Annotated in this window: 12 protein-coding genes; 3 read left to right on the forward strand and 9 right to left on the reverse strand. The window is 36.9% G+C overall.

Annotated elements, in window-relative coordinates; translation table 11 throughout:
• Positions 1 to 68: 68 nt before the first annotated feature.
• Positions 69 to 1,139 (reverse strand): endolytic transglycosylase MltG, encoded by a 1,071-nt coding sequence (gene mltG, locus JL53_RS08320; protein WP_038407341.1) that lies wholly within the window; start codon positions 1,137 to 1,139, stop codon positions 69 to 71.
• 202 nt (positions 1,140 to 1,341) lie between these two features.
• Between mltG and JL53_RS08325 the strand changes: the two genes are divergently transcribed.
• On the forward strand, positions 1,342 to 1,968 hold the full coding sequence (locus tag JL53_RS08325; protein WP_038407344.1) for a DedA family protein: 627 nt from the start codon (positions 1,342 to 1,344) through the stop codon (positions 1,966 to 1,968).
• A 46-nt stretch (positions 1,969 to 2,014) separates the two neighbouring features.
• Here JL53_RS08325 and JL53_RS08330 read toward each other — a convergent pair whose 3' ends face one another.
• The 6 genes from JL53_RS08330 to JL53_RS08355 all read right to left on the reverse strand — a co-directional run bounded on the left by JL53_RS08330 (position 2,015) and on the right by JL53_RS08355 (position 8,257).
• Complete coding sequence (locus JL53_RS08330) at positions 2,015 to 2,317, reverse strand: DUF1292 domain-containing protein (RefSeq protein ID WP_038407347.1); 303 nt, start codon at positions 2,315 to 2,317, stop codon at positions 2,015 to 2,017.
• A gap of 14 nt (positions 2,318 to 2,331) precedes the next feature.
• Entirely contained in the window at positions 2,332 to 2,748 is a 417-nt protein-coding gene (ruvX, locus tag JL53_RS08335; protein WP_003719796.1) for a Holliday junction resolvase RuvX, read from the reverse strand.
• Positions 2,745 to 3,017 carry an IreB family regulatory phosphoprotein ReoM gene (gene reoM / locus JL53_RS08340; protein WP_003719797.1) on the reverse strand — a complete coding sequence of 91 codons (273 nt, stop codon included), beginning with the start codon at positions 3,015 to 3,017 and terminating at the stop codon, positions 2,745 to 2,747. The genes ruvX and reoM overlap by 4 nt, the downstream gene beginning before the upstream one ends.
• A 91-nt stretch (positions 3,018 to 3,108) precedes the next feature.
• Complete coding sequence (gene alaS / locus JL53_RS08345; RefSeq protein WP_038407351.1) at positions 3,109 to 5,748, reverse strand: alanine--tRNA ligase; 2,640 nt, start codon at positions 5,746 to 5,748, stop codon at positions 3,109 to 3,111.
• A 308-nt stretch (positions 5,749 to 6,056) separates the two neighbouring features.
• A complete protein-coding gene (locus JL53_RS08350) occupies positions 6,057 to 6,752 on the reverse strand; it encodes an ABC transporter ATP-binding protein (RefSeq protein WP_038407354.1) in 696 nt (231 codons plus the stop codon).
• A gap of 8 nt (positions 6,753 to 6,760) precedes the next feature.
• Complete coding sequence (locus tag JL53_RS08355) at positions 6,761 to 8,257, reverse strand: ABC transporter permease (protein WP_038407355.1); 1,497 nt, start codon at positions 8,255 to 8,257, stop codon at positions 6,761 to 6,763.
• Between the two features lie 166 nt (positions 8,258 to 8,423).
• On the opposite strand from JL53_RS08355, the gene pieR reads away from it, so the two are divergent.
• Positions 8,424 to 9,110: a two component system response regulator PieR gene (gene pieR, locus JL53_RS08360; RefSeq protein ID WP_003719801.1), complete on the forward strand. Its 687-nt coding sequence runs from the start codon at positions 8,424 to 8,426 to the stop codon at positions 9,108 to 9,110.
• Positions 9,107 to 10,546: a two component system sensor histidine kinase PieS gene (pieS, locus tag JL53_RS08365; protein ID WP_052010590.1), complete on the forward strand. Its 1,440-nt coding sequence runs from the start codon at positions 9,107 to 9,109 to the stop codon at positions 10,544 to 10,546. The genes pieR and pieS overlap by 4 nt, the downstream gene beginning before the upstream one ends.
• A gap of 36 nt (positions 10,547 to 10,582) precedes the next feature.
• Here pieS and recD2 read toward each other — a convergent pair whose 3' ends face one another.
• Both recD2 and JL53_RS08375 read right to left on the reverse strand, forming a co-directional pair.
• The gene (recD2, locus tag JL53_RS08370; RefSeq protein WP_038407357.1) at positions 10,583 to 12,976 is read right to left on the reverse strand and encodes an SF1B family DNA helicase RecD2; all 2,394 of its coding nucleotides are present in this window, start codon (positions 12,974 to 12,976) and stop codon (positions 10,583 to 10,585) included.
• A 25-nt stretch (positions 12,977 to 13,001) separates the two neighbouring features.
• A complete protein-coding gene (locus JL53_RS08375; RefSeq protein ID WP_077916440.1) occupies positions 13,002 to 13,640 on the reverse strand; it encodes a tetratricopeptide repeat protein in 639 nt (212 codons plus the stop codon).
• Positions 13,641 to 13,653 lie beyond the last annotated feature (13 nt).

Genomic DNA, 13,653 nt, shown 5'->3' on the forward strand with positions numbered 1-13,653 from the left:
TCTCCTATTCTAACAAACAAAGCACCTGTCAAACGACATGCGGAACATGTAGCTGACAAGTGGTTGTTTTAATTATTTTTTGTAATATGTTCTTCTTTTAATTTATTGTGCTCTTCTAAAGTTTTCGAGAAATAAACTTCTCCCGTTTTTGCATTAGCTAAAAAATATAGATAATCCGTTTTTTCAGGATAAAGAGCAGCCTCCATTGAAGATTCACCACTATTTGAAATTGGGCCTGGTGGTAACCCCTTGTTTCTGTAAGTATTATACGGAGAATCCACTTCTAAATCTTCATAAGTCGTTTTACTTTTGTGTTTTCCAAGCGCATAAAGAACGGTTGGATCTGTTTGTAGACGCATATCTTCTGCTAGTCGATTATAAAAAACACTTGCAATTTTTTTACGGTCAACATTTTCTGTCGCTTCTTTTTCAATAATGGAAGACATAGTTAAGAAATCATGCACGGACATTTTTTGTTTAGTTAGTTCGTCTCGGTATTTAGCAATGTTTAAATCCGTTGCTTTGACCATTTCTTCAATAATAGTTTCTGTTGTTGCATTTGTATCCTTAAATGTATATGTTGCTGGGTAAAGGTATCCTTCAAGCGGATGTTTAATATCTTTATTTAATACATCACTTGTTACCGTTTCTGGATATTTATCCATCATCGTTGCAATAAAATCAGGATTATCCATTGTTTCTAAAACAGCTGCTTTTTTTAATTTAGGTTGATAAGCGACAATTCTATCCGCAATTTGGTCTAGTGTATATCCTTCTGGAATAATCAATTTTTCTGGTGCAACGATTTTTCCCTCTTGCATTTTTTTCACGATTTGATCTGTATTCATCGAGGGAGTTAGCTCGTAATTACCAGCTTTTAAATTAGTATCATTATTATATTTTACATAGAAAGAAAAGATGGAAGCATTATTGATTACTTTTTTATCTTCTAAAATAGTAGAAATATCCGAGATACTTGAACCAGCCGGGATTTCTACAATAACTTTTTCATTACTTGCTTCATCTCTTGGTTCCAATTGTGATTTTACATAATAGTATCCGGAAAAAGTAGCAATAACTAAAACTAAAATAATAACAGAAATAATGATTGTAATTTTCTTTCCTTTTGTATTCTTCATAATAGACCTCATTTCATTGAAAACAATTCCTATCTATTATACCGATTATCTAAATAAAATGCTATTCAATATAGAAATATTTCTTAAAAAGTGACGTTTTTATGTTTTTTCGGTATAATGAATAGCGTGATTTACCGAACAAGACAGAATCGGTCAAAGACTTGCTTCTGCCAATTAAATATCGTTTGAAGGAGTCTTTTAAATGTTACATACGTTCATACAAAGTTTACAAGATTTCACCATGTGGTTGGTTGATTCGCTTGGTCATTGGGGGATTTTCCTTGGTATGTTGATTGAAAGTGTTTGTATCCCGCTTCCTAGTGAAGTCATTATGCTGTTTGGTGGCTTTATGGCCGAAGCTGGAAAACTGAATTTCTGGTTGGTTGTTTTTGCTGGGATTGCTGGAAATCTGGTTGGTTCACTTATTGCCTATTATATTGGTAAATATGGCGGTAGAGCGTTAGTATTGAAATTTGGGAAATATATTTTTTTAAACGTGAAACACTTAGATAAAGCAGAACTTTGGTTTGGCCGTTATGGTGCTAGAGCCGTTTTCTTCGGTCGGGTTTTACCGGTTATTCGAACATTTATTTCCTTGCCTGCTGGGATTGCGAAGATGAACGTTTGGAAATTTATTATTTATACGATTTTAGGTTGTATCCCGTGGAATATTTTCCTCACTTGGCTTGGCTATACGCTCGGTTCGAATTGGAGCGTGGTGGAAAAATATACTCGTCCAATTAGTTATTTAATGTTAGTTTTAGTTGTTGGAATTGTAATCTACCTCGCTTATAAAGTATGGAATAAACGTGCTAGAAACGCAAAGTAAAAAAGCATGTCCTGACAAAATTTGTCAGGACATGCTTTTTTCATTATTATTCTTCGTCTTCGTCAGCTAAAAATGTTGCTAAAATTTCTTCAATCATATCCCACTCGTCCTCTGTTTCTACTGGTTGAAGTTGGCCTTGTTTGCCTTCTTCATCTTGAATATAGCTAGATGCAAGGATTTCGATTTCTTCGTCTTCACTTTTACCTGCTGGGAAGTATAATACATATGATTTCTCAAAAGCTTCGGAATCAAAATCAAAAAGAATTTCGTATGCTTCTTCTTTTCCTTCTTCATTCGTAATCCAAATAATATTTTCTTCTTCGTGGTTATGGTTATGTTCTTCTGCCATCAAATTCACCTCAATTAATTAGTAGTGTCCAAATAGGACTGTAAAATCATTACTGCAGCTAATTTATCGATGACCTCTTTTCGTTTTTTACGCGAAACGTCTGCTTCGATTAAAGTTCTTTCTGCAGCAGTAGTTGTTAATCGTTCATCCCAGAGTACAACTGGCAAACCAATTCTTGCCTCAAGTACTTCTGCATATATTTTAGAACTTTCCGCACGAGGCCCGATGGTGTTATTCATGTTTTTTGGAAGGCCAACGACCACTTTTTCGACTTCGTATTCGAGTACTAGTTCTTTCACTCGTTCATAGCCAAATTGTTTTCGTTTTTCGTCAATCTGAATAGTTTCCACACCTTGTGCAGTCCAACCTAGTGGATCACTTATCGCTACGCCAACTGTTTTAGAGCCGACATCTAAACCCATTATTCTCATTTCTCACCAATTTCGTTATTTTTCAGATACGCTTTGACAAGTTCCTCGATAATTTCATCTCGTTCTAACCGGCGTATCATACTTCTAGCATCCTTATGACGAGGGATATAAGCAGGATCACCAGAAAGTAAATAACCAACGATTTGATTAACGGGATTATAGCCTTTTTCTTCAAGAGCAACGTAGACTTGTTTCATTAATTTTTTTACATCTTCTTCAATTGAATCATCTCCGAAGTTGTAAAACATTGTTTGATCTTTTGAATCCATAATCGAAGCACCTCATTCCTTCATGTATCTCCATTCATTTTACACTATGTGCACGAAAATAACAAAGGAAAATGAGGTGCTTTCGTGAAATTTATGCTTGTTGTTCTTTTACCCATGTGGAAACGTAATCAAGCGCGCTTCCTAGCTCTGCAGGATTTTTACCGCCAGCTTGTGCCATATCAGGGCGTCCTCCACCATTACCACCGCATCTAGTAGCAACTTCTTTTAATAATTTACCAGCGTGATATCCTGCTTTGATTGCGTCTTCTGATACTGCGGAAATCAGGTTCACTTTATCGCCTTGAACAGCTCCTAAAACGAGGATGCCACCGATTTTTTTATCTTTCCAGTTATCAACAAATTGACGTAGTTGGTTCATGTCTTTTGCAGTTACTTGTTTTGCAATAACGTTCACTCCGCCGATTTCTTCTGGTGATTCAAAAATATCTGCACTCGCTGCACTTGCTAGTTTGCTTAGTAGTGAGTCATTTTCACGACGAACTTCACGTAAGTCAGCTTGTAGTAATTCGATTTTTTGTGGTGTTTCTTTGGTTGTTGTTTTTAGTAGGTTTGCAGCATGTTTTAAAATATTTTCTTGTTCCGTTACAAAATGATACGCCGCTTTCCCAGTTACTGCTTCGATACGTCTTGTTCCTGCGCCAATACCTGTTTCAGAAACGATTTTAAATAAACCGATATCTGCGGTATTACGAACGTGGACACCACCACATAATTCAATGCTATATTTACCAACTTGAACAACGCGGACGATATCGCCATATTTTTCGCCAAATAACGCCATTGCGCCGAGTTCTTTTGCTTCTGCAATTGGCATTTCTTCAATAACAACCGCAATTTGTTCCCAGATTTTCTCGTTCACAATTTTTTCCATTTTGGTTAGTTCTTCTTCTGTAATTTGACCGAAGTGAGAGAAGTCAAAACGTAAACGATCTGGAGAAACAAGAGAGCCTGCTTGGTTAACATGTTCACCAAGTGTGTCTTTTAAAGCGCGGTGTAGTAAATGGGTTGCTGTATGGTTTTTAACTGTTTCTCTACGCTTCACTTTGTCGACGGATAGTTTTACCGTATCGCCAGTTGTTAACACACCTTCTTTCACAACGACTCGATGGATATTTTGTTTATTCGGTGCTTTTTGGACATCTTCCACATGAGCAAGGCCTGTTTCACTTTGAATTGTTCCTTTATCAGCTACTTGACCACCGCTTTCCGCATAGAAAGGTGTTTCTTTGAAAATTAGTTGTGCTTCACTACCAGCAGCTACTTCATCGACAAGTACGTCATTGTGAATAATATAAAGAATTTCGGAAACGTATTCGGTTGTGTTATAGCCAACGAATGCACTTTTTTCTGTAAGATTTGCTAATAGCTCACCTTGAACCTGCATGGATTTCACATCAGCTCTTGCAGAACGAGCGCGGTCACGTTGTTCTTTCATTTCCGCCTCAAAGCCAGCGTGGTCTACTTTCAAGCCATGGTCTTCTGCATATTCTTCCGTTAATTCCACTGGGAAACCAAATGTATCGTATAATTTGAAAATATCTGCTCCTTGAATGACTTGTTCATCTGTTTTTTTCGCATTTTTCAAAATAGTTTCTAGGATAGCTAAGCCTTCATTCAATGTTTCATGGAAACGTTCTTCTTCTGTACGAATGACTTTTTGGATAAAATCAGTTTGGTTTTCTACTTCTGGATAGAAGCTGTTCATGATTTTTCCAACTACGGGAACTAATTTATACATAAATGGCTCGTTGATGTTCAATACTTTAGCATAACGAACGGCACGGCGAAGTAAACGACGCAAAATATAGCCGCGGCCTTCATTCGACGGTAATGCTCCATCGCCAATTGCGAAGGCTACTGTACGGATATGGTCAGCGATAACTTTGAATGCCACATCATTTTCCGATTCACTTGCATACTTCACACCAGAAATTTGTTCGACTTCACGAATAATTGGCATGAAAAGATCTGTTTCAAAGTTGGTTGGTGCATCTTGAATAATCGAAACCATCCGTTCAAGACCCATCCCAGTATCAATGTTTTGTTTAGGAAGCGGAGTATAAGTACCATCTGGATTATGGTTAAACTGAGAAAATACTAAATTCCAAATTTCTAAGTAACGCTCATTTTCGCCACCAGGATATAGTTCTGGATCATTTTTATCATCACCAAAAGCAGGTCCACGATCATAGAAAATTTCGCTGTCTGGACCACTTGGGCCAATACCGATGTCCCAAAAATTATCATCAATTTCAACAATATGCTCATCCGTTAGGCCGATTTTGTCGCGCCAAATGGTTTTTGCTTCTTCGTCTTCTGGATAAACCGTTACATATAATTTATCCGGATCAAAACCAATCCATTTCGGACTCGTTAAAAATTCCCAAGCAAATTCGATTGCTCCCTCTTTAAAATAGTCCCCAATCGAAAAATTCCCAAGCATTTCAAAAAAAGTATGATGGCGCGCTGTTTTCCCAACATTTTCAATATCATTTGTTCGAATTGATTTTTGCGCATTAGCCATTCTTGGGTTATCAGGAATGACAGAACCGTCAAAATATTTTTTCATAGTTGCAACACCACTATTAATCCACAGAATCGTTGGATCATTATTTGGTACAAGCGGCGCGCTAGGTTCGATTGTATGCCCTTTTTCTTTAAAGAAATCTAAAAATAACTGTCTTACTTCTGCACTTGATAATTGTTTCATTTTTTATTTCCTCCTTTTCGTTTGCTACAACAAAAAAGCCTATATGATTGCTCACAGGGACGATTTTGTTGAAATCGCGGTACCACCCTGTTTGCAATGATATAGACTTTGTATCATTACCTCTTCAATTATCTGTTAACGTGGATAAGACGGACCATCTAATCGGAGAGCAATTCTGGCGTGTGCGTGGTTTTCCTTACAGCCAAGGGAAAACTCTCTAGTCACGAAGAAGCCAAAATCATATTCCTACCATGTATCAAAATTATATTCAACAATAAACTAAATTATAAAGAACAGACGCTTCGTTGTCAACTGTTTATTAAGCTACTCGCAGATTGTTTCTTTTCGACAAAGCTACCATTTTTCAGAGTTAGTTTGACATCAGATACATTGGCGATTTCTGGGTCATGAGTTACCATAATGACACACTTTCCTTCTTTATGTGCTAAATCTTGAAATAATGTAACAACTTCTTTACTTGTCCGTTCATCTAGGTTACCAGTTGGTTCATCAGCAACAATTAGTTCCGTTTCACAACATAAAGCACGTGCAATCGAAATTCGTTGTTGCTGTCCTCCGCTTAATGTCAACACTTTTTGACGAGCCATTTTTTCGGTAATTCCCACTTTTTCTAACATTTTAAGTGCGAATGTTTTTTTATCCGGCTGGTTTACATGGGTGATTTCCATCGCAGTAGTTACATTTTGAAGTGCTGTCATATAGGTTAACAAATTATAACTTTGAAAAACAATCGATACATATTGATTTCTGAACTTTTGTAGCCCAATGCTCTTTAAAGAACTACCTTTATAATAAATGTCACCTTCTTTTTGTGTATCTAGCCCACCTGCTAATGATAAAAAAGTTGTTTTACCTGAACCAGAACTTCCGACAACGGTATAAAAAATTCCTGATTCAAAATCATAATTTATGTCACTTAAAATCGATTCGTCTTTTGTTTTGTACCAATAATGTATATTTTCAAAGGTTAATATTTTGGTCATCTCGTCACCTACTCCTGTTTAGTTAAAATTGTTTTTGGATTCATCCGAAGAACTAGTGCTGCTGGTAATAAAACTGAGATAAAGGCAATTCCAATGCCAATCCCACCCATTTTCAGCATATCTTCTAACGTCACTTGAATATCAAGTTCTTTAATTTGTTCAGTGTTTTGTGTCAAATTACTAACGCTTTGTGAGAATCCGCCTGGTCCACCTTGGCCTCCACCGCCACCTGGTCCGCGATTTTCAGTACTGCTTGTTTCTGATGTCGCAGATGAATTTTGTTGTGAAAGTAGTTGATTACCAGCAATTTGTGCAACATAATGACTACTTGCCGCAGCTAACCCAAAGGACACTAGAGCTACCATTAAAATTTCCACAAAGAATTGCGCGACTAACTTACCACGTTTTTCACCGATTGCGAGTAATACACCCATTTCGTATTTGCGATCACGAACTTGCATCATCACAAGCAATCCTAAAATTAATGCGCCTGCAATACTGACAATATAAACGACATTTTTAGAGAACGAAGCCACGCTATTAATCGGTCCAATCATTTGTTGATAAAGCGTATCATTCGCATCTAATTTAAATGTATCCCAGTCAATGCTATCTACTTTTTTCGCTTCTTTTTCAAATGCTGTAATGTTTGCCGCGTCGTCCATTGTGTATACAGCGGAATCTACTGTATTTTTGTAATCAGATCCTTTAATTGTATTTGCCACTGTATAAGGAACATAAACTTTATTGTATGGGTTTAAGAAAGAGAAATTTTGAGCCATATCACTGCCAGAATCACTTGTTTTATAAATACCAACAATTTTTAATTTGACTTTTGTTGCGCCGTCACTAGAAGTAACTGTAAAGGAATCTCCTACTTTCCAACCATTTTGATCCGCTAAAGTTTCTTCTACCATTGCGACATTTTTGTTAGTGTCATCTGCTGTAATTGCCACGCCACTTGTTAATTCACTTGTTCCTGCTTCAAAATCAGTGGAAGTGGCAGAATCAAGTAAACCACTAATACTTAAATCAGCATCCATCATTTGGGGAGCGTTACTGTCGCCGCCACCTGGACCTTGATTTGTTGTAGATGAATCATCGCTTGAAGTATCACCAGAAGATTCAATTGGATCAAAACCTGATGCAAGTGCTTGTGTACTAGAATAATAATTATAACTTGCTACATGCGTTAATTTGGCTAAATCATTAGCATCACTTACATCAATTGGGTTGCTTTCAAATTTTGGCCTTGCATCTTCTGAACTACTATCACTACTAGCAGCTTTCTCTTGTGCTGCTTTCATTTGTTTTTCTTGGTCTACAGTTAGCGTCACCGTTCCCCCAAGCTGCTCTCTTGCTAATTCGCTCGCTTTATCTGCAGCGGATTGAATGGTAAAGCCTGATAAAATAAGTACACAGACAACTGTGAAAATAATTAATTGTAAAACAGATCTTCCTTTTCTCGCTTTCATGCTGAGCCATGCCCTCTTAAAAAAATTCATGTGTTTTCCTCCATTCGGTTTCTACTCCACTAAGATTACTGGGGAGTTATGAAGAAAGTATGAACAAACTATGATACATGTTTTAAACTTTTGCGAAAAAAATAATTTGGCTTGATTATTGACTGTATTTAGTCTAGTTTTAATGTAAGAGGAGTGAAGATATACGATGAAACTACTTATGATTGAAGATAACGTGAGTGTATGTGAAATGATTGAAATGTTTTTCATGAAAGAAGAAATTAATGCCACGTTTGTGCATGATGGCAAACTAGGCTATGAGACTTTTTTAAAAGAAGACTTTGATATCGCCATTATTGATTTAATGCTTCCGAACATGGATGGAATGACTATCTGCCGAAAAATCCGCGAAGTCAGTGATATGCCGATTATTATTTTAACGGCGAAAGAATCCGAATCTGATCAAGTGCTTGGGCTTGAAATGGGCGCTGATGATTATGTTACTAAACCATTTAGTCCCCTTACTTTGATGGCACGAATAAAAGCAGTAACTCGTCGTAAAAATAGTTCAACTTTAGCAGAAACAGATGAGGATATTCTAGAAACAACCTATTTTAAAATTAGCAAACGAACTCGAGAAATTTTTTATCAAGGTGAATTACTGGATGCATTAACACCGAAAGAATTTGACTTGCTTTATTTTTTGATGAAACACCCAAGACAGGTTTTCTCAAGAGAACAGTTGCTAGAGCAAGTCTGGGGTTACCAATTTTACGGAGACGAACGAACAGTTGATGTTCATATTAAACGTTTACGCCAAAAAATCGCTACAGAAACAAAGCCATTTTTACACACTATTTGGGGTGTAGGCTATAAATTCGATGAAACGGAATGAAGCGAATGAAATTTAAATATGCCTACCAACTATTTTTCACGCAATTTATTATTTTACTAATAGCTTGTATTATGATTGGACTACTTGTCTCTCATTCACTTAAAGATTATTTTTACCAAAGCCAAGTGGATGATCTAACAAGTTATGGGGAAACAATTGCGATGGATATTCGTCATTCTCCGCAAGATGCAACTGCACAAGTGCTGAATACTTATCAGCGAATTCTGGATGTCAAAAGAATTCATTATACAATTAAAAATGCGGATGATGAAACGATTTATCCCACACAAATGAATCAGCCTCTTCCAAAAGATTTCTCGATTTCTAGTGAAGATAAGAAAAAATTGGAAAGCGGCGAAACAGTGAGTAAAAAAATCGATAATCGTTTTAACCAAGAAATGACGATTGTTTATGTCCCACTCATGAATGGAGATAATTTTGTTGGTTCCATTGTATTGAACTCACCGATTAGCGGTACAGAGCAAGTGATAGGAACAATTAATCAATATATGTTCTACACTATTTTACTTTCTATTACCGTAGCTCTAATTCTTAGTGCAATCATCTCTAAACTGCAAGTGAATCGGATTAATAAACTACGAGCTGCGACAAAGGATGTTATTCATGGAAATTATCAAACACGTTTAAAAGAAAATAATTTTGATGAGATTGGCGCACTTGCAATTGACTTCAACAAAATGACTACAACACTAGAAGCCTCTCAAGAAGAAATTGAGCGTCAAGAAAAACGACGGCGCCAATTTATTGCAGATGTTTCCCATGAGATGCGCACCCCACTCACAACGATCAGTGGTTTAACAGAAGGCTTAGTGAATGATATTATTCCAAAAAGTGAAACAGATCGTTGCATTGCCTTAATTGATACGGAAGCGAGACGATTAACTAAACTTGTTAATGAAAATCTCGATTATGAAAAAATTCGTAGCAATAAAATCCGCTTGCAAAAAACACGCTTTAATGCACGAGATTTCCTAGAATTAATTAAAGAACAACTAGATTATGTTGCAACCGAAAAAGGAAATACGATTATACTTGCTATTGATAGCAAATTAAATATTTATGCTGATTATGATCGTTTAACACAAGTATTTATCAATATTGTTAAAAATAGTGTTCAATTCACCGAAAATGGTCAAATTACTTTAGCAGGTTATCAAAATTATAAAGAAACTGTTCTCACGATTACAGATACTGGTATTGGTATGAATACCGAAGAACTTGAACAAATTTGGGAAAGATTTTATAAAGCGGATATGTCACGAACAAATACCGCTTTTGGTGAATCTGGCATTGGACTTTCTATTGTGAAACAGTTGATTGAATATCATGATGGGACAATCACTGTTACAAGCGAGCCTAACAAAGGAACCACTTTCACCATGCGCCTCCCATTTTTCCAAGATAATGAACAATAAAAAAAACTACTTTCTCTAACTCAGAAAGTAGTTTTTTTAGCCTGCCATAAACTGATCGGGGGTTATTCCTTCCATCCCAATCATCGGATCTATTTCGGCAATATTTTCGGTAGTTAAAATTCGTTTATTGGTCATTTGTTCGAGCATAACATCTTCACTTGTTAAACGCTCTGAAAGTGTCGTATTACGTTTGTTTTCATCGACACGCTCTACACCCATTCGAAACGCCTCTTCTTCACCACAAAGAATCAAAAACTGTTTACTTCGAGTGACACCCGTATATAGCAAGTCACGTCGTAGCATTCGGTAATAGCTACGAACAATTGGCATAATCACAATGGGAAACTCGCTACCTTGTGCTTTATGAATAGAACAACAATAAGCATGCGTCAATTGGTTAAATTCTTGCCGGTAATAGGATACTTCGGTTTGATCAAATTGCACAACAATCATATCTTGCTTTTCAGTGTTTTCCTTCGCATAAATAATCGAAACTATTTCCCCAATATCACCGTTAAAGACATTTTTTTCTGGTTGATTAATTAATTGTAGAACTTTATCATGCACACGATATTTTAATTCGCCAAATTGCACTTCTTTTCGCCTGCCAGTATCATTAGGATTAAAAATTTCTTGTAGCTTTTTATTTAAAATATCGATTCCTGCCGGGCCACGATACATCGGTGCTAAAACTTGAATATCTTTTGCCCGGAATCCTTTATTTTTGGCATTCTTTACAACTTGCTCAACAACATCACCAATTTGATTCACGGTACAGTGAAAGAAAGAACGATCAGCACTATTTTTCGCAAAATCAGCTGGCAACATGCCTTCTTTAATATTGTGAGCCATCTCAATAATAGAAGATCCATCTTTTTGCCTATAGATATCTGAAAGCGCAACGGTTGGAATTTGTTTCGAGTGAAGTATATCTTTCAAGACCTGTCCAGGTCCAACTGATGGTAATTGGTCTTGGTCTCCTACTAAAACTACTTGCATGTGCGCAGGGAGTGCACGAAATAATTGGTTAGCAAGCCAAATATCCACCATCGACATTTCATCTACAATTAAAAGCCGTCCATCAATTAACCTCTCTGCATCATCATCCATTTGCTCTTGCCCATTCATTCCGAGTAAACGGTGAATGGTCATTGCTGGAAGTCCTGTTGACTCAGACATTCGCTTTGCTGCTCGTCCAGTTGGTGCAGCTAACAGAACCGGAAACGTTGCACCATCTTTATACGCATGCGGGTCTAGACTTACGCCATTTAATTCGGCATATAATTCCACAATACCTTTAATAACAGTAGTCTTTCCTGTTCCCGGTCCACCAGTAAGTACAAGCATCGGCGACATTAAAGCTTGTTCTAATGCCTCTCGCTGTGAATCTCCGTAATGAACACCAATTCGCTCTTCTAACTCTCCAAGTGCCAGCAAGAACTCAGACTGCGGAAATTGCTCTTGATACTGTGTTTGTTTCAACATCCGTTTTACATGATAAGCAAAGCCACTTTCCGAATAATATAAAGATGGCATATAGACACGTGTATTTTCCATGATGATTTTTTGTTCTTCAGCAAGCTTTTCTATTTGTTCCATTAAAATAGCATGATCAATCCGAATACCTTCACTTTCTTCTAACAAAAAGGTCACTTCTGCAAGTAGCGCTTCTTGTTCCATATAAACATGGCCTTGTTGCATACATACAGAATCAAGCATAAATAAAATTCCCGCACGAAGGCGTTCAGAATGATTTCCTCCTAGTCCTAATTTCCGACCGAGCTCATCCGCCCGGTGAAATCCAATACCTTTGACATCCTCAATTAATTTGTATGGATTGTTTTCAAGTACTTCGATCGCATTTTGTTTATACGCTTGAAAAATCTTCATCGAAAGTTGTGGACCAAATCCATATTCATTTAGTCCGACCATCACATGCTCTAAGCCTTGATTTTCTCGTAAAGAAGCAAGTAGGTTCTCCGCAGCACCAGATGGTAACTTTGGAACATTATTAAGTAAACTTGGATCAGATAAAATCCGCGTAATTGCATCGTCGCCAATTGTATCAACAATATTTTCCGCAGTCACTTTGCCAATACCTTTAAAAAGCTCACCAGACAGATAATTAATTAAACCAGCCCTAGATTGGGGCATTTCTTTCCTAAAACGTTCTGCTTTAAATTGCTGTCCAAATTTGGCATGTTCCTGCATTTTCCCATAAAAAGTATACACTTCTTGTTCATGTAAAGCGGGGAAAAAACCAGTTACAATAATATCTTTTTCATCCCAATTTGCATTGGTTTCTTTGACAAGAATTCGCACAACAGAAAAGAGGTTTTCGGCATTATAAAAAATGGTGGACAACATCGTGCCCTTCATAAAAAGCTCTTCTGGCGTGTCAAATAAAGCAAGAGATTCTTGTTCAGCCATTCCATTGCCGCCTCCTTTCTAAAAATTATTCTGCTTCATTTTCTAAATCTTGAATTGCGTTTAAAGCATTTTCAGCTAATTCATGAGGTGTCCCAGTCGCAAGCGCGCGTTCAAAATACGTTTTTGCTAACAGAATATCTCCTTGCCAAGCTAGGTACGCCGCTCCAATGTTGTAAAGGGCATCTGGATCTTCTGGTTTAACAAGTAAAACTCGTTCCAACATCGTAATCGCATCTTCATAAAAACCACTGCGAGCTAAAACAATCCCATATTGAAATAAAGCCTCTCCATCTTCTGGATTTAATTCTACGCTTCTTAGTAGATACGGCATCGCAAGTGTCAACTCTTCCATTTGTACAAAACTCATGCCCAACATGAAAAATAAATCAGCATTTTCCATTCCTTGTTTCGTCGCATTTTGGAAACTATCTGCGGCTTCTTGATACCTTTCTAATTCATAATATAGATTTCCTAAACTATAATAAGCCGCGGGGACTGCATCGTCTAACTCAAGGGCCCGTTTGAAAAATAATTCCGCACGTTCAAAATCATCCATTGATAATAAAACATTCCCAAAATTAATATAGCCTACCGGATCATTTGGATGCTCCTCAATTACTTCGGTAAATAACTTTACTGCTTCTTCTAAGTTTCCGTCTTGCATTTGTTTAATTCCT

The organism is Listeria ivanovii subsp. londoniensis (assembly GCF_000763495.1).
Lineage (GTDB): Bacteria > Bacillota > Bacilli > Lactobacillales > Listeriaceae > Listeria > Listeria londoniensis.